At 60.8% G+C, this 16,673-nt stretch carries 17 protein-coding genes; 9 read left to right on the forward strand and 8 right to left on the reverse strand.

Annotated features, from left to right (window positions below; all coding sequences use genetic code 11):
• Positions 1-84 precede the first annotated feature (84 nt).
• From ANTHELSMS3_RS05630 to ANTHELSMS3_RS05640, 3 genes are read right to left on the reverse strand one after another with little or no spacing between them, the layout of a single operon-like run.
• Complete coding sequence (locus ANTHELSMS3_RS05630; protein ID WP_094034026.1) at positions 85-732, reverse strand: MotE family protein; 648 nt, start codon at positions 730-732, stop codon at positions 85-87.
• A 39-nt stretch (positions 733-771) separates the two neighbouring features.
• Entirely contained in the window at positions 772-1,119 is a 348-nt protein-coding gene (locus ANTHELSMS3_RS05635; RefSeq protein ID WP_094034027.1) for a hypothetical protein, read from the reverse strand.
• An 11-nt stretch (positions 1,120-1,130) separates the two neighbouring features.
• A complete protein-coding gene (locus tag ANTHELSMS3_RS05640; RefSeq protein ID WP_094034028.1) occupies positions 1,131-1,643 on the reverse strand; it encodes a flagellar basal body-associated FliL family protein in 513 nt (170 codons plus the stop codon).
• 164 nt (positions 1,644-1,807) lie between these two features.
• Between ANTHELSMS3_RS05640 and fliF the strand changes: the two genes are divergently transcribed.
• From fliF to fliP, 4 genes are read left to right on the forward strand one after another with little or no spacing between them, the layout of a single operon-like run.
• A complete protein-coding gene (gene fliF, locus ANTHELSMS3_RS05645) occupies positions 1,808-3,388 on the forward strand; it encodes a flagellar basal-body MS-ring/collar protein FliF (protein ID WP_254694912.1) in 1,581 nt (526 codons plus the stop codon).
• Positions 3,385-4,005, forward strand: a complete 621-nt coding sequence (locus tag ANTHELSMS3_RS05650; RefSeq protein ID WP_094034030.1) for an ABC transporter ATP-binding protein — start codon at positions 3,385-3,387, stop codon at positions 4,003-4,005. Before fliF ends, ANTHELSMS3_RS05650 begins: the two co-directional genes overlap by 4 nt.
• Complete coding sequence (locus ANTHELSMS3_RS05655) at positions 3,998-4,285, forward strand: FliM/FliN family flagellar motor switch protein (protein ID WP_094034031.1); 288 nt, start codon at positions 3,998-4,000, stop codon at positions 4,283-4,285. The genes ANTHELSMS3_RS05650 and ANTHELSMS3_RS05655 overlap by 8 nt, the downstream gene beginning before the upstream one ends.
• 5 nt (positions 4,286-4,290) lie before the next feature.
• Entirely contained in the window at positions 4,291-5,016 is a 726-nt protein-coding gene (gene fliP, locus ANTHELSMS3_RS05660; RefSeq protein WP_094034032.1) for a flagellar type III secretion system pore protein FliP, read from the forward strand.
• 95 nt (positions 5,017-5,111) lie between these two features.
• On the opposite strand, the gene ANTHELSMS3_RS05665 is transcribed toward fliP, so the two are convergent.
• From ANTHELSMS3_RS05665 to ANTHELSMS3_RS05675, 3 genes are all read right to left on the reverse strand, one after another.
• The gene (locus ANTHELSMS3_RS05665) at positions 5,112-6,065 is read right to left on the reverse strand and encodes an aldose epimerase family protein (protein ID WP_157733404.1); all 954 of its coding nucleotides are present in this window, start codon (positions 6,063-6,065) and stop codon (positions 5,112-5,114) included.
• Between the two features lie 61 nt (positions 6,066-6,126).
• The gene (trhO, locus tag ANTHELSMS3_RS05670) at positions 6,127-7,047 is read right to left on the reverse strand and encodes an oxygen-dependent tRNA uridine(34) hydroxylase TrhO (protein ID WP_094034034.1); all 921 of its coding nucleotides are present in this window, start codon (positions 7,045-7,047) and stop codon (positions 6,127-6,129) included.
• Between the two features lie 40 nt (positions 7,048-7,087).
• The gene (locus ANTHELSMS3_RS05675; protein ID WP_094034035.1) at positions 7,088-8,305 is read right to left on the reverse strand and encodes an Hsp70 family protein; all 1,218 of its coding nucleotides are present in this window, start codon (positions 8,303-8,305) and stop codon (positions 7,088-7,090) included.
• 108 nt (positions 8,306-8,413) lie between these two features.
• Between ANTHELSMS3_RS05675 and pncA the strand changes: the two genes are divergently transcribed.
• Positions 8,414-9,007, forward strand: coding sequence for a bifunctional nicotinamidase/pyrazinamidase (gene pncA / locus ANTHELSMS3_RS05680; RefSeq protein WP_094036953.1), 594 nt, complete (start codon positions 8,414-8,416; stop codon positions 9,005-9,007).
• Between the two features lie 49 nt (positions 9,008-9,056).
• Positions 9,057-10,349: a nicotinate phosphoribosyltransferase gene (gene pncB / locus ANTHELSMS3_RS05685; protein ID WP_094034036.1), complete on the forward strand. Its 1,293-nt coding sequence runs from the start codon at positions 9,057-9,059 to the stop codon at positions 10,347-10,349.
• Positions 10,350-10,398: 49 nt separating this feature from the next.
• On the opposite strand, the gene ANTHELSMS3_RS05690 is transcribed toward pncB, so the two are convergent.
• Positions 10,399-12,003 carry a vWA domain-containing protein gene (locus ANTHELSMS3_RS05690; protein ID WP_157733405.1) on the reverse strand — a complete coding sequence of 535 codons (1,605 nt, stop codon included), beginning with the start codon at positions 12,001-12,003 and terminating at the stop codon, positions 10,399-10,401.
• Between the two features lie 120 nt (positions 12,004-12,123).
• Between ANTHELSMS3_RS05690 and hisC the strand changes: the two genes are divergently transcribed.
• Genes hisC through ANTHELSMS3_RS05705 form a run of 3 tightly spaced genes read left to right on the forward strand, consistent with a single transcriptional unit; the run spans position 12,124 to position 14,761 of the window.
• A complete protein-coding gene (gene hisC, locus ANTHELSMS3_RS05695; RefSeq protein ID WP_094036954.1) occupies positions 12,124-13,209 on the forward strand; it encodes a histidinol-phosphate transaminase in 1,086 nt (361 codons plus the stop codon).
• The gene (locus tag ANTHELSMS3_RS05700) at positions 13,206-14,126 is read left to right on the forward strand and encodes a prephenate/arogenate dehydrogenase family protein (protein WP_094034038.1); all 921 of its coding nucleotides are present in this window, start codon (positions 13,206-13,208) and stop codon (positions 14,124-14,126) included. The genes hisC and ANTHELSMS3_RS05700 overlap by 4 nt, the downstream gene beginning before the upstream one ends.
• Positions 14,123-14,761 carry an extensin-like domain-containing protein gene (locus ANTHELSMS3_RS05705; protein WP_254694853.1) on the forward strand — a complete coding sequence of 213 codons (639 nt, stop codon included), beginning with the start codon at positions 14,123-14,125 and terminating at the stop codon, positions 14,759-14,761. Before ANTHELSMS3_RS05700 ends, ANTHELSMS3_RS05705 begins: the two co-directional genes overlap by 4 nt.
• A 216-nt stretch (positions 14,762-14,977) precedes the next feature.
• Here ANTHELSMS3_RS05705 and ANTHELSMS3_RS05710 read toward each other — a convergent pair whose 3' ends face one another.
• On the reverse strand, positions 14,978-16,672 hold the full coding sequence (locus ANTHELSMS3_RS05710) for a flotillin domain-containing protein (RefSeq protein WP_094034040.1): 1,695 nt from the start codon (positions 16,670-16,672) through the stop codon (positions 14,978-14,980).
• Position 16,673 lies beyond the last annotated feature (1 nt).

The raw sequence follows: 16,673 nt of genomic DNA on the forward strand, positions 1-16,673 counted from the left end.
CTCAAAAAGCAATCCCGACGCGGTGAGATTGGCGTCACGTTGCTGTGCAGTACCAGTTGCAGGACCATTTTGGCAAAAGTTCGGTCAGTTTTTTGGGGCATTTGCGTTGCGCCCGGCGAGAATCACGCTGACCAGATAAGCGGACTGCGGTGTCATCCCCGCCATGATCGCTGCTGCCGCATCGGGGCGCATCCGAGCGAGAAAACCGGCGGCGAATTCAGGATCCATTTCCTCAAAGAGTGCGGCGGCCTGCTTTGGTTTCATATTGGCGTAGACATTGGTCAGCTTCTCGATGTCATCTTCTGCGGCGGTGCTGGCCAGTGTAAGTGTCTGATTTAGACTGGCTTCGGCGACGGCAAGGGCGGTCATTTTGCGTTCAATTTCCGTCTCGGCCACGGCAAGCGCCTGCATGCGCACCTCTATCGCCGATTCGCTTTTGCGCACGCGGGCCTCGCGTGCGTTCAATGCGTCTAGCAGCGGTTGGAAATCGGCTTCGGCGACAAGGCGCGTTGCCCCTGTAGGATCGGCGCCGACAGGCGGTTCGGATACATGGGCTGCGGGGGGCTTTGGCCCGTCGCCTTCTTCGCGGGCCAGAGCCTCTCCCGCGCCGATTGCCACCCTTAACAGCCCCGATGTAACCAATAGCGCGCATATAGCCGCCAGCGCGCCACGCGGCTTGCGTCTTCCGCGCCGATTGGCGTGCTTTCCCGCCGAGCCCTTTGCCTTTGCCATGCCTTACCTCATTCGTTCATTGTCATGTCGGGAGGGGCGTCAGTTGCGCGGATGCCGCAGAAAAACCGGGTCTTTGGCGTCGGTTTGCGGTGGGGCACCGTTCTGAGGCAGGTCGTGCATCGAGGCCACAAGAAGTTCGAGCCGCCGCGCCACGTCTTCGGCCCTATCGGTCAATGCGCCAAGCGACTTGTTCGATTCGCCCGCGCTTTGCTGTGCGGCGCCCAGAGTTTTGGTCAGGTCGTCGACCTGCGCTGACAGAACAGCCACCGCACCGCCCACACCGTTTTCCAGATCGGTGAAGCGCGACAGCCGCCGCGCAAGGATGAAACAGTAAAATCCGGCCCCTAGCGCGCCGGCCACCAGAAATATATCCGCAATCACTTCCATTCCCGTCTCCCTCAATTCAGGACAAATTCCAGCACCAGAAGGTCGCGCACGCGATCCTCTCCGGCCACCAGCTTGATCCGGCGCAGCAATTGGCCACGCAAACGCACCAGAGCGCCTTGCGCTTCGAGGTCATGTGCCTCAAGCGCGCGCAGATAGCTGTTCAGCACGTCCTGGATACGCGGCAGGATCTTTTCGACCTCTGCCCGGTATTGTGTCGGCACTTCCAGACTGGCGCGAAATCGCAAATGGTTGGCCTGCGCGCCCGGTCCAAGCGAGATCAGCACCGGAGGCACTTCGACAAAGCTCACATCCGGCAGGGCCTTTGTTTCAACATGCGGGTCGTCGTGGTCCCCAGCCGCACGTCCACTCGTTTCATCGGATTTCCCGCCACCCAACAGTCCGGACTGCACCGCGTAGAATCCCCCGCCACCGCCCGCCAACGCCAATACAAGTCCGATGACCAGCGGAAGCTTTGACGATTTCTTTGCATCTTGTTCAGTTTCATCAACGGTGGCGTCAGACATTCTCAACCTCTTCGTCGGCAGTGACCTCGGTATAGGGTAAATGGGCTAACTGATTGTTAAGGCGAATGGGTCAACCTCAGCACAACCGAACAGAATGTTTGGAGTGGAGGTCGGTCTTGAACCAGATACTGTCGAGCTGGAATGCCCTTGCCGGGCGCCAACGTATGATCGTCATCGGTGCCACGGTGGTGGTCATGCTGGCGGTCCTTGGGCTGACGCGACTGGCGTCCGCCCCGAATATGACCTTGCTTTACGCGGGATTGGAAAACGATGCCGCCGGTGACGTGGTCAAGGCGCTAGAAGCGCGCGGCGTGCAATATGACGTGCGGGCCGGGGCGATTTTCGTCCCGGACAGCGATCGGGATGCTCTGCGACTCACCCTTGCCAGTGAGGGGCTGCCTGCCAACAACGGTCAGGGATATGAATTGTTGGACGGCTTGTCGGGGTTCGGCACCACCAGCCAAATGTTCGATGCCGCTTACTGGCGCGCAAAAGAAGGTGAATTGGCGCGAACGATTGTGTCGAATCCCCAGATTGCAACGGCCCGGGTACATATCGCCAATTCCAGCGCGAATCCCTTTCAGCGGGATGTGACGCCCACGGCCTCTATCTCTGTCAGTACCACTGGGGCGGTGTTGGGTGCGGCCCAAGCCCGGGCCCTGAAGTTTCTCGTGGCGTCTGCGGTTCCGGGACTGACCCCGGAAAACGTCGCTGTGATCGACGGCAAGGGCGGGTTGATTGGCGCAGAGGACAAGATTGGCGGCGGTGTGACGGCTGACGACCGCGCCGCGCTATTGCGGGACCGGGTCCAGCGCCTGATGGAGGCGCGAGTTGGGACCGGCAACGCGGTTGTTGAGGTCAGCGTCGCCACTGTCACCGAAACGGAACTGATTCGCGAACGCAGCTTTGACCCCGAGGGGCGGGTTGTGATCTCGACTGACACCGAAGAGCGTACTGACAGAGCGGAGAATTCCGGCGGTGGTGGCGGCGTCACTGTGGCGTCTAACCTGCCCGACGGGGCTGCTGGTGGCGGGCCAGACAGTTCCTTGACCTCCAAGGCAGAGACCCGAGAGCGGGTTAACTATGAGATTTCCGAGACGACGCGTGAGATCACCCGCCAACCCGGCGCGATCAAGCGGCTGACAGTCGCGGTACTGGTCAATGGCACCTATGTTTCGGCCGCCGACGGCACACAACAATTTGTACCGCTGCCTGAGGTCGAGCTTGAGGCATTGCGTGAACTTGTGGCGTCCGCAGTCGGCTTTGATGACGCGCGCGGCGACCAGATCACCCTGCGATCCCTACCTTTTGAACGACCCGAAGGGCTGGGCACCGGCCCGCTGGAACCTGGGCTTTTCACCGGATCTTTCGACACAATGCGTCTGATTCAAATGGGGGTGCTTGCTGTGGTGGCGCTGATCTTGGGCCTGTTCGTTTTGCGGCCGATCCTGTCGCGTGGCGGAACAAATGACGGTGTGACCGCTGCTGGTGCCTTGCCTGCACCGGGGGCTCCGGCTGCCAGAGCCGAACCGCTGGTAGGAGAGATCGAACCAGAAGGCGGATTTGACAATTTGCCTGCGCTTGCGGACGGGCCGGACTTCAGCGGTATGGGCATGGTCGATTTCGACACTCCTTCGGAGGAGGATCCGGTGGATCGCCTGCGCAACCTGATCGAGGCGCGCAAGACCGAAACGGTCGAGATTCTGCGCAGTTGGCTTGAAGAAGACAAGGAAGGTGCCTCATGAGCGAGCTCTCAGCACTTCTGGAGGACTTCGGCAGTGCTATTCCCGGCCACCTCGCCTTCCCAACGGCTTCTCCGGGGCCGAGTATCACCGAAGCCGAATTGGAAGGGCAAAAACTTGAGTCCTTCGAAAAGGGATACCGCGCAGGATGGGACGATGCGGTCAAGGCGCAGTCGGATGATCGCTCGCGGATCTCCAGCTCTTTTGGACAGCACCTGCAGGACCTCAGTTTTTCATACCACGAGGCATATTCGCAGGTGATGAACGCGGTGACGCCGCTGCTGAACGAAATGGTCGCGTCACTTTTGCCGAACATCGCCCGTGAAACGCTGGGCCAGCATATCGTCGAACAATTGCAGGTCATGAGCCGGGAAATCGGCGCAATGGAGGTGGTGATCGCCGTCAATCCGAAACGGGTCGACGCCATCACACCGCTGTTGGATCGGGACGTTGGTTTTCCGATCCAAATCGCGCCGGACGATACGTTGGCGGAGGAGCAGGCCGATATCCGTTTTGGTCAGACCGAACGTCAGATTGACCTAAGCGACCTGATCGCCTCCGTGGCCGAGGCCGTGGAAGGCTTTGCCCATGACAACCGAAGGAAGATGAAACATGGATAGCGCACAAGCCGCGCCTCGCGCCGACACAGGGACGCCCTTTACCTCGGTCCCGATTGAGATCACCGTTTCCGTCGGCCGGGCCCGCCCGCTGGTGCGGGAACTTTTGCAACTCAATGAGGGGTCGGTTCTGACGCTGGACAAGCAGCTGGATGATCCGGTGGAGCTGTATGTCGGCGAAAAATTGATCGCCATTGGTGTGCTGGAGGTGGTCGACGGTGATGGCGCGGGGCAACTCGCAGTGCGCATCACCGAGGTGGTCGATTTGCAGTCTCCGGCCTGAGACTCATGCGTATCCTCCTGTCTGCCTTGGCGCTGAGCCTGTTGTTGTCTGGCGCGGTAGAGGCGCAATCCATCGCAATAGATATGGGCGAGGGTGGCTCTGTCACTGCCACCTCGGTTCAATTGATCGCACTGATCACCTTGTTGAGCCTTGCGCCCGGCATTGCCATCATGGTGACCTGTTTTCCATTTATGGTGACGGTACTGGCGATCCTGCGGCAGGCCGTAGGCCTGCAACAGTCGCCGCCCAATATGCTGATCGTCAGTCTCGCGCTGTTTCTCACTTATTTTGTGATGGAGCCTGTCTTTACCGAAGCCTGGGAGACGGGCCTGCAACCGCTCATGGACGAACAGATCGAGGTTGAAGAAGCGGCCTTGCTGACGATTGCCCCGTTTCGCGATTTCATGGTCGGGCGTGTCGATCCGGACACATTCAGTGCCATGGCCGAACTGCGTCCGGATGCCGTCGGAACCGCCCTGTCACCGGACGCGCCCCTTTCGGTGCTGGTCCCCAGCTTCATGCTGTCCGAAATCGCCCGCGCGTTTCAGGTTGGTTTCCTGATCTTCCTGCCGTTTCTGATCATCGACCTTGTTGTGGCGGCGGTGCTGATGTCGATGGGTATGATGATGGTGCCACCCGCCATCGTGTCCTTGCCGTTCAAGCTGGCTTTCTTTGTATTGGCTGACGGTTGGGCGTTGCTGGCGGGCAGTCTGGTGCGCGGATACTTTTAGCCGCAATCATGGTTAACGGCGGGCAATGTGATCTTTATGCATTGGCCGCCGGTCCTGCCGGTCTGCTATCGGCGGAAAAGGATACGCTCAAGAAATCAGGTCGGAGCGATCTCGATGGTTGTTACTTGTTTGTAAGGCGCATCGGGCGACACCAAGATCGACCCGAATTCGGGTGTGTTGAGCGCGTTGGGAAAGTCCTGTGCTTCCAGGCAGATCGCACCGAATGGGCCGTGGTTTCCACCCGGCAGGGCAGTCGAAAACGGCGTCAGCGTGTTGGACGTATAAACCTGCAATCCGGGCCGGTCCGTCCAAAGGCGCAGCCGCATCCCGTCGGGTGAAATGACCTCTGCCGCCGGACCTTCGATGTTGTCCAGCGCATAGTTCAGATCAAATCCTGTGCCGTCAGTGTCAGCCTCGTCAATCCGGCGCGCGGTCCGAAAGTCGAACCGCGTGCCATCAACGGGCAGGCGCGCGCCGGTCGGGATCTGGTCCGGCCCGGTTGGCGTACAATGAGACGCCTTCAGGTGCAGGTTGTGATCGTGCACGGTGCCGGCCCCCGCGACGTTGAAATAGAGATGTTGCGCCAGATTGACGGGGGTCACGCGGTCCGGGGTGGCGGTCATCTCCCAGGTCAGGGCGGCACCCTCCAAAGACAGGCGCACCTCAAAATCTACCGCGCCGGGATAACCCTGATCAAGATGGGATGAGTGCAGCGTCAGGCGCACCGCCCGGTCGCCCTCAGGGGTCATGTGCCAATTCTGCCGACCAAGGCCCAGTGGTCCGCCATGCAGGTGATGCCCACCCGGCCCTACGGGCAATTGCCAGTCCTGCCCGTCCAGTGAGAACCGCCCCTGCGCGGTCCGGTTTGCCACGCGGCCTACGACGACCCCCATAGACATCGGATTTTCGCGATAGGCTTCGGCGGTGTCATAGCCCAGCACGACGCGTCGGCCTCCGACCTGCCAATCCTGCACGGCGCAACCGATGGACAATACGGTGATGCGGCTGTCGCCGTCGTGCAGCACATGGCTGGAAATCTGGTCTGTCATCACGCCCCCCTGTTTTCGCCCAGCCATATCAGAGGGTGGGCAGAGGGCATAGCGCCGGCGCTTAATCCTCGTCCGGGACATCCGTGTGCAGGTGCCGTCCACCGCGCTTCTTGGCCAAGGCGATCTGTTTTTGCCTCTCGCGAAACCGCGTTTTGTCCTCGGCCGAGGTTTCATCCACGCACAGGTGACAAGACACGCCCTTTTCATACTCGGGGCGCGCGCGGTCTGCGGGAAGGATCGGACGGCGACAAGCGTGGCACAGATCATGAGGCCCCTCGCGCAGCCCATGTTCCACAGAGACCCGTCCGTCGAAGACAAAACACGATCCCTGCCAACTGCTGTCGTCCTCTGGCACCTCTTCAAGATACTTCAGGATGCCACCCTTGAGGTGATAGACATCCTCATGCCCCTGACTGAGCAGGTAGTTGGTGGATTTTTCGCAGCGGATGCCGCCCGTGCAAAACATGGCGATACGTTTGTTGTGAAATCGCTCTTTGTTCGCCTCCCACCACGCGGGAAAATCGCGGAACGCGTCGGTTTTCGGATCCACTGCGCCCTCAAAGGTGCCGATGGCGACCTCATAGTCATTGCGTGTGTCGATCACCGCCACGTCGGGGCTGCGGATCAGCTCGTTCCAGTCGGCGGGATCGACGTAGTGACCCACGCGCGCGCGCGGATCGACGTCGGGTTGACCCATGGTGACGATTTCTTTTTTCAACCGCACTTTCATACGGGCAAAGGGCCGCTCGGATGCGGTTGACAGCTTCCACTCCAAATCAGAGCAGCCCGGCAGGGCGCGAATATGCGACAAAACAGCGTCGATCCCGGATGCAGGCCCGGCAATGGTGCCGTTGATCCCCTCCTGCGCGAGCAGAAGGGTGCCAGTGATCTTTTGCGCCTGACACAAATCCTGCAGCGGCCCCTGCAAGGCGGCCGGATCTTCAAAGCGGGTAAAGTGGTATAGGGCGCAAACGGTACACATAGACCTGTCGATACGAAGCGAAGGGGCAGCAGTCCAGCGGCTATTCTGCCGCAATGGCAAGACCGTGAACCACGGCGGTGAAGACTTCGCTGTAGACGGGTTGTGCGTGTGGCAGGGCGCGGGTCATCGCGTCACGGACCGCACCCAGCAAACTGGACCCGCCGACATAAACGACCTGATCGACACTATCGGGGGCGCAGCCAGCCGTGCGCAGCGTGTCCATCGCGCAGATGGCAATCTCTTGGCCATAGCCTTCGAGGGCGGCGTCCAACGCATCTGCCGCGAGCGTCACGGTCAGCCCGCGTTCTACTACGCCCAGGGCGATGTCCCCTGCGTCGACGCCATTGGCCGCAATCTTTCCGGCCTCAACCGCATAGGCAATGTCGTGACCAAGATGGGATTCCAGCACATCGGCTAGCCGTTCGAACAGCTGCGGTTGCGGCGCAAGGCGGATCCAGCGCTGGACCTCTCGCAGGATGGTGGCGTCATAGACAAAGGGGATCTTTTCCCAACTGGCCAGATCGTGGAAAAGCGCGCGCGGGGCGGCGTGGGTCTTGGCCCCGATTTCGGCCCCGATTTGCGCGCCGTAGCCAAGCAGCGGCATGGCATGGGCAAGGCTCAGTGCCTTGTCAAAGTCCGTGCCGCCAAGGCGGATGCCGCCGCTGGCGATCACATGGGTCTGTCCGTCTTTGCGATCACAGAGCGTAAAGTCCGATGTACCGCCGCCAATATCGACGATCAGCATGCGCCCGGCGCCATCGACCGCCAGCGCGGCGGCTTCTGGCTCTGGGAGAAACTCTACCGAATCAAAGCCGGCAAGTCGGTACGCCTCTGTCAGATCCTCCAGAGCCTGAGCATCTCGCGTGGCGGAGGCAGAGTGGAAATGTACGGGCCGGCCAGACAGGGCCTTGTCGAATTTTAGCCCGGTGTGCGCCTCAGAGCGGGTGCGAATCTCTGTCAGAAAGCGGGCGATGACCTCTATCAGAGTTAGGCGTTCGTTCAGCAAACGGCGCGGTTCGCGGGCCAACGGCGTACCAAGGATGCTTTTGAGAGCCCGCATGAACCGCCCCTCGGCACCGTCCATCATCGCGCGTGCCGCCGCGGTGCCGTACAGAAAGCGACGTTCAGCGAAATCGACAAAGATCGCTGTGGGCAAAGTCTGTTCGCCCGGTTCCAGCGGGATCGCGTAGGGGCGACCGCCCGCCATGACAGCGGCGCCCGTGTTGGACGTGCCAAAATCCACGCCAAGCCGTGCCATGTTCGCAACTCCTGTTTGAAAGGCGGGCACGATTATCAGCCACTGCCCGGCATGGCAATTCCGAAATCGCATCCTTATGGTGCCCGCGAAAAGGATAGGGAGACACGCATGCACGCCCTGATCGTGATTGATGTTCAAAACGATTTCTGCCCTGGTGGCGCGCTGGCCGTCGACAAAGGCGATGAGATCGTCCAGTCGATCAACGCGTTGATGGCTGAGGTTGACGCTGTGGTACTGACGCAGGACTGGCACCCGGCGGGACATTCGTCCTTTGCCAGTTCGCACGTGGGCAAGACCCCCTTTGAACTGATCGAGATGCCTTATGGGCCGCAGGTGCTTTGGCCCGATCATTGCATACAGGGCTCGCCCGGGGCGAATTTTCACCCGGATCTGGAGGTCGACAGGGCCGATATGATTCTCCGGAAGGGCTTTCGTACCGCTATCGACAGCTATTCGGCGTTTTTCGAGAACGATCACAAAACCCCCACCGGGCTGGAGGGGTACCTGCGCACGCGTGGGATAGACCGATTGACCATGGTGGGACTGGCCACGGATTTCTGTGTGAACTTTTCGGCGGTGGATGCGGCAAAACTGGGGTTTCAGGTGACGGTTCTGCAGGATTTGTGCCGGGCAATTGATCTGGACGGTTCGCTAAAAGCGGCTTTGGACGGGATGCGGCAGGCCAGTGTCACGCTTGCGTGATACCGTGGCTTTCGGTTTATCCTGAATTATTACGCGACGGAGGGCCGACATGGTCGATATTGCAACCCGGGTTTGGAACCACAAGTGGAAGATCGACCCGATCGTCCGGTCCCTGATCGATACGGATTTCTACAAGCTTTTGATGTGTCAGTCGGTTTTTCGCAAGAAACGCGACACCAACGTCACCTTCTCGCTGATCAACCGATCCCAGAATGTACCGTTGGCCAAGTTGATCGATGAGGGTGAACTGCGCGAACAGCTGGACCACATCCGCTCACTGTCGCTTTCGCGAGGGGAGGGGACATGGCTGCGCGGCAACACGTTTTACGGCAAACGACAGATGTTCCGGCCCGATTTCATGGAGTGGTTCGAGAACCTGCGCCTGCCTCCCTATCATCTTGAACGGGTGGGCGATCAGTATGAGCTGACGTTCGAGGGAAAATGGCCCGAGGTCATGCTTTGGGAAATCCCTGCACTTGCGGTCCTGATGGAGTTGCGCGGCCGTGCTGTGCTGCATGATATGGGCCGGTTCGAATTGCAGGTGCTGTACGCGCGCGCAATGACCAAGCTATGGCAAAAGGTCGAAGACCTGCGGCAGGTGCCGGAATTGCGTATCGCGGATTTCGGAACGCGGCGGCGGCATTCGTTCCTGTGGCAGGATTGGTGCGTTCAGGCGATGCTGGAGGGGCTGGGCAGCAGCTTTGTCGGGACGTCCAACTGCCTGATTGCCAAGAACCGTGATCTGGAGGCGATTGGTACAAATGCACATGAGTTGCCGATGGTCTACGCGGCATTGGCCGAAGACGATGCGGCGCTGGCGCGGGCTCCCTATGACGTGTTGGCGGATTGGCAAGAAGAGCATGATGGCAACCTGCGGATCATTCTTCCCGACACCTACGGCACCGAAGGGTTCCTGAAACGTGCGCCGGACTGGCTGGCGGGCTGGACCGGCATCCGCATCGATTCAGGTGATCCGGCGGCGGCGGCGGAAGAGGCGATCAACTGGTGGATAAGCCGGGGCGAAGACCCGCGCAAAAAGCTGATCATCTTTTCGGACGGGTTGGATGAGAAGAAGATACTGGAACTCTATCGGCAGTTCGATGGCCGGGCGCGGGTGTCCTTTGGCTGGGGCACTTTGCTGACCAATGATTTCCGCGGGCTGACACCGGATGATCGGCTCGCGCCCTTCAGTCTTGTGTGCAAGGCGGTCAGTGCCGAGGGCAACCCGACGGTCAAACTGTCGGACAATCCCAACAAGGCGATGGGCCCGGCAGAGGAAATCGCGCGTTACAAGCGTGTTTTCGGCGTCGGGGATCAGGAGGCGATGGAGGTCGTCGTTTAAGGCCCGTGTTTCGCAACTGGAGGTGCTGTAGACCAAGACCGCAAAGCCGTCAGTTGTATCCTCTGGCGGCCCACAGCACCTCGGCCAGATCCGTGCTCCCGGTGAACAGGCGTCCGGCGGACAGCCTTGTCAGTTGCGCCAATTGATCCGGGTCGGCGTCGCCCATTGCGATAGTATGGATCGGGATGGCGCGGGTGTAAGGAGTTTGGTCCATATGGGCCAGCAACGGCGTGCGGGTCTCTGTATCAGAGGTGCCATCGATCACGGCGATGATGGCGGGCAGAAAATCGGTAAGCGTGCCGTCCTCTGCCTGCGGACGAAAGGCCTCAAACCCTTCGTACAGGGCGTAAAACACATCCAAGCCCCCATCGGCCTGCAAGGTATCGATCAGTCGGCGCGCCTGTTCGGATTCGGCGGTCTGGTCGCCTGCGATTACGATCGGGTCCAGAATGTTGTGGTTATAGGGAATGAGGATCGTCACATCGCGGGGCGAGGGTTGCAGCAGTCGTGCGGCTGCAGCGTCCGGGTCCAGCAAAGTTCCCACGGCGTCCTTGATCTCTTGTATCGGCGTGCCGTCGGCCGACCCGGACACATCCAGCAGCCAGACCGTTAGTGACGGTTTGCGCAGATCGGTCTGATAAAGCCGGAACGCCTCTGCAATGACTTCGGACGAGGGCGTCGGAACCGGCGCAAGGGAGCGAGCGAGGTCGATGCCCCAGTCGGGATTCCAAATCGTGGGGTCGGGGGTGTCAGAACCGGCAGAGACGACGCGGCGGCCCTGACCGGACAACACGTCCTGCACCTCTGGCGTAGACAGGAACGCCCGAAGCTCCAGAAATTTGGTTTCTTTGTCTCCATCCCCTTTGGAAATGTAGCCAATTGGGCTGTCGGCCATGGCAAGTCCGTCGGTCGGGTAGATCGCAAACAGCGGCTCCCTGCCCTCTGCGATCAGTTTTCGGTTGGCGTCGATCAACAAGGCCTCTGTGTTGATCATGGCTTCAAAGGCGGCACTGTTGTCGACCAGCGCCTGTGCCAGCCAGTCGTCGTCCCCGGAAGATCGATCCACCTGCGCCAGCAGATCGCGCATTTCGTCCCGCACAGCAGGATCGGCGAGAGTCTCCATGGTCAACGCTTCGGATGTGTTCGACAGCGCGTGAAGAAATCCGAAATAGGCCAGAGCCCCGGAATCCGATTGCGTTGCAGAAGCCACCGACAAGCGGAACTTGCCTTCCTTTGCGGCGGTGTGGATGTCCTGAACGGTCACATCGGTTCGACCAATCCACCCAAGTTCCTTGGCGATGGAAGTGCGCAGGCCCAGCACAACCGGCGAGCGGGACACAGAGGTCTCATGTTGCACCACCTTTTGCGGATCGCCCAACGCGATCCATAGAGAACTGGAGGGCCAAACCGCGTCAAAATCTGTGCCTGCCCCTTTGGCCAGTTCACGCGTGATAGCCGTTGAGGTGAGATAGGTGATTTCTATGTCGGTATCATTTTCCTCGGCCCAATCCTGAATAAGCGGCTCGACGGCGCGGTTTTCAGGGTCTGACGCGATACGCAGCACCATGCGGGGTTCAAGTACGCCGGAGTCCAGGATCAGAAGCCCGACGAGGATCACGATCAAGGCAACAAATACATATTCCAACGTCTTCATAATGCGTCTCCGGAAATCACCTTGATGGCATCGTATCTTGCACCGCGTGGAATGGAACCCGTTTGTGCCTTTTCTAAGCGCAGACGCAGCGCTATGCACGGGTGGCTTCAGGAGGTCAGAATGACAGCGATCAAACCACAGCCGGGTATCATGGACATCGCTCTGTATGTGGGCGGGAAATCCCATGTCGACGGCGTTACCAATGTGGTGAAGCTCAGCTCGAACGAGAATCCGTTCGGGCCAAGCCCCGCCGCACAGGAAGCCGTCAAACGGTCGGTGCATGAACTGCACCGCTATCCGTCCACCGACCACCGGGCATTGCGTGATGCCATTGGCGAAGTGCACGGGGTGGACCCCGAGCGGGTGATCTGCGGCGTCGGCTCGGATGAGATCATCACCTTTCTCTGTCAGGCATATGCCGGGCCGGGCACCGAAGTCGTGTATACTGAACACGGGTTTGCCATGTACCGCATCAGCGCACTGGCCGCCGGGGCGACCCCGGTTGAGGTGCGCGAGCGTGAACGGGTGACGGATGTGGACGCGATCCTTGCGGGCTGCACCGACAGGACGCGGCTGGTGTTCATCGCCAACCCCAACAACCCCACCGGCACGATGATCGGTCTGGCCGAGGTGGAGCGTCTGGCGGAGGGACTGCCTGAGCAGTGCCTTCTGGTGCTGGACGGCGCCTATGCAGAATATGTCGAGGGCTATGATGGCGGTGCCAAGCTGGTCGAGCATCGCGACAACGTGGTGATGACGCGGACTTTTTCCAAACTGTATGGTTTGGGCGGGCTGCGCGTCGGCTGGGGCTATGGCCCGAAAGACGTGATTGATGTGCTCAACCGGGTGCGCGGGCCGTTCAACCTGTCCGGCACCGCACTGGCAGCGGCAGAAGCGGCAGTGCGTGACACCACATTCGTCGAGAAGTGCCGGAGCGAGAACACGCGCCTGCGCGGCTGGATGGCCGAGGCACTCGCCGAACACGGCGTTCCCAGTGACACCTCGACTGCCAATTTCGTGCTGGCACGGTTTGCCGATCAGGAAGAGGCCGAAGCCTGTGATCTGTACCTCCAAAAGCAGGGGCTGATCGTGCGGCGTGTGGCGGGCTACAACCTGCCCCATTGCCTGCGCATCACGGTCGGGGACGAACCGTCGTGCCGGCAGATCGCGCACTATGTGGGGTTGTTCAAGGCGGGCGCGCGATGAGTGTGATTTATCCCCGCGTTGCGCTGATCGGGCTGGGACTGATCGCCTCGTCGATGTTCTGGGCTATGAAACGTGGCGGTCTGGCCGACCATGTCATGGGATATGCCCGGTCCGAAGACACGCGCGAGACAGCGCGGCGGATCGGCTTGGGCGATGAGGTGGTCGACACTTTGGTCGATGCTGTGCGCGATGCCGATCTGGTGGTATTGGCTACGCCGGTGGGCGTCATGGGCCGCATCGCCGAAGAGATCGCGCCGCATCTGAAACCGGGGGCCACGGTGATCGACGTCGGCAGCGTCAAGCGCACGGTGATCGAAGAGGTCGGGCCGCATATTCCCGCGGGCGTGCAATTTGTCCCCTGTCACCCCATGGCAGGGACAGAGCATTCCGGGCCTGAGGCGGGCTTTGCCTCACTCTTTGACAATAGGTGGTGCCTTGTCGTGCCAGTCGAGGACGCCGATCCCGAAGCGGTTGCGCGGGTCGAGGCCTATTGGCAGGCGATGGGTGCCAACACAGAGGTGATGGAGCCAGAGCACCACGACCTTGTTTGTGCCGTGGTCAGCCATGTGCCGCACCTGATTGCCTATACAATGGTGGGTGTGGCCGACGATTTACGGCGAGTGTCCGATCAGGAAGTGATCAAGTTCTCGGCTGCGGGTTTCCGCGATTTCACCCGGATCGCGGCCAGCGACCCCACCATGTGGCGCGACGTGTTTCTGACCAACAAGGAGGCCACGATCGAGATTCTTGGCCGCTTTACCGAAGAGTTGATGGCGCTGCAGCGGGCCATTCGAACTGGCGATGGTGAGCAGCTTCACGCCTATTTCACCCATACGCGGGCCATTCGGCGTGGCATTCTGCAAGCGGGTCAGGATACCAATGAACCCGATTTCGGTCGTGCAAAGGTAAAACGGTGAAACACCTCGCTCTTGGTCTGTGCTGTCTTGTGATGCTTGGGTCCTGCGGGGCGCGAGAGAGGGTGTCGAACGGGCTGGACAAGATCGGGAACGCCTTTGCCGGCAGCGATGGCGGTGGCCTGTGCGGCGATCCGGCGCTGCAGGGTGAAGTTGTCGGCGCCGTGCCGGGCAAGCTGTCAGCCTGCGGGATCGAGGACGCGGTGCGGCTGCAATCCGTGGGCAACGTGCGCCTGAGCCAAGGCGCACTGATGGATTGCAAGACGGCGCGCGCGCTGGAGGTTTGGGTCCGCGAAGGCGCGAAACCGGCCGTGGGTCGGCGAGGCGGCGGTGTGTCGGGACTTAAGGTGGCGGCGCATTACTCCTGCCGGACCCGCAACAACCAGCCAGGCGCGCCGATTTCGGAACATGGACGCGGCAAGGCGATCGACATTTCGGCGATCCTGCTCAAGGACGGGTCCAGCATCACGGTCGAGGATGGCTGGGACAGGCGCAAGGATGGCAAGGCGCTACGCCGGATGCACAAGGAGGCCTGTGGGGTCTTTGGCACGGTTCTTGGGCCGGAATCAGACCGTTTTCACCGCGACCATTTCCACTTTGACACCCGGCGGCACGGCAACGGCGCCTATTGTCGGTAACACGACTGGCGGCGTGACACGATTGGCTGGGTAGACCCAGTCTGTAGCCTGGCGTTTATAGTCCAGGTTGCAGGGGGCGCTGCCCCCGCTCCTGCGGAGCCCCCCGGGATATTTCAGGACAGAAGAAGCCGAAGGTGGCGTTGGGTTCTCTTTCGCGTGAGGCGGGGGTGCAGCGGCAACGCCCGAGGTGGGGCGTTGCCGGGTTGATTGTACCTGTCAGGCCGCCGGAGCGGGCGGCGTGTCCGGGTTGGCGTCTTCGTCGGTTGGGGCGGGGCCGTCTGTGGCTTCGGCTTGGGGCGTGCCACCCATTAGTCCATCAATGGTGCCATCCATCGTCATGCCCAATTCCTCTCCAAGCTTTTTCAGCGCTGGCAGTTGCACGGCCATGCCCAAAATGGAATCGAGCGCCTGATTGACCGGGGGTTTGTCGCCCGCGCCGGTGCCGCCTGCGCCGCCGCCCTGCGTGCCGTTCAGGCCCGAGAGGTGGTGAATGCGGATCGAGTCGATCTTTTCAGCCGGTTTAACTGCCTCGGCCAAGATCCGGGGCAGTGCCTCGATCCGGGCCAGGTCGATCTTCATGGCGATCAATCCGGCCGACAGGACGTTTTCAGCGTCGGCGATGGCGCGTTTACCTTCGGCCTCGGCCAGCAGGTCCATCTTTTTGGCTTCGGCGCGGATGGTGATCGCGTCGGCATCGGCCTGCGCCTCTTCGCGGCGGGCGCTGGCTCGGTCGCTGGCGGCGTCCTTTTCGGCCTGCGCCGAAAGGCGGATTGCGGTGGCAAGGCGTTCGGCCTCACGCGCAGCCTCGATCAGGGCTATCTGTTTGGTCCGTTCGGCTTCAGCGACCTGTTTGGCGGTGGTCACGGCCTCCATCGCCTTGGTGGCTTCGGCGCGGGCAAGATCGGCACTGGCGCGGGCGCGGCTTTCCTCTTCGGATTTTTGCGCGATGATGATCTGGCGGTCTTGCTCGGCTACTTCAAGCTGGCGTTCCTTGGCGATCTCGGCTTCGCGGATTTTGCGCTCACGTTCAATCTCAGCACTGCGAACGGATTCCTCTCGCGCGATGCGCGAGCGTTCGGTTTCGCGTTTGCTGTCTTCGGTGCGGGCAGCGATTTCCGATTCTTGTGCCATGCGCATTGTCTGAATGCGTTGGATCTGTTCGATGCGGGCCTGTTCCTCATCCTGCTCGATGGCGATTTTCTGGCGCGAGGCCTCCATTTCCGCCCGGCGCACGGCGACGTCTGCCTCTGCCTCGATGTTGGCGCGTTCCTTGCGGGACTTGGTGATGACCTCGGCAAGGCGGCGCATACCGACCGCGTTGAAGGCGTTGTTTTCGTCCAGCGCCTCAAACGGGGTCTGGTCCAGTGCTGTGAGTGAGACCGACTCCAGCGAAAGACCGTTCTTGGTCAGATCCTCTGATACCGTATTCTGCACTTCTTGGACAAAATCGGCGCGGTTTTCGTGCAACTGGTCCATCGACATCTTGGCGGCGACAGAGCGCAGGCTGTCGATGAGCTTGCCCTCGATCATCTCACGCAACTGGTCGATATAGAAGGTGCGGTCGCCCAGTGTCTGGGCGGCGCGGGCGATGCCCTCTTCGGTGGGCATGACGGAGACGTAGAATTCAACGCCGACATCGACACGCATCCGGTCCTGGGTGATCAGAGCGGCCTCACCGTTGCGCTGCACCTCCAGACGCAGCGTCTTCATGTTGACGGGGCTGACCTCATGAAACAGCGGAATGACGATGACACCGCCGTCCATGATCACCTTTTTGCCGCCGGCACCGGTCCGGACAATGCTGACCTCACGGGTGGCGCGGCGATAGAGGCGGGCAAGTACAAGCATAATGAGGACGACGAAGGCCAGAACGGCCACGACGATAATGAGAATGGGGGTAATGTTATCCATG

This window comes from Antarctobacter heliothermus, from assembly GCF_002237555.1.
Taxonomy (GTDB): Bacteria; Pseudomonadota; Alphaproteobacteria; order Rhodobacterales; family Rhodobacteraceae; genus Antarctobacter; species Antarctobacter heliothermus_B.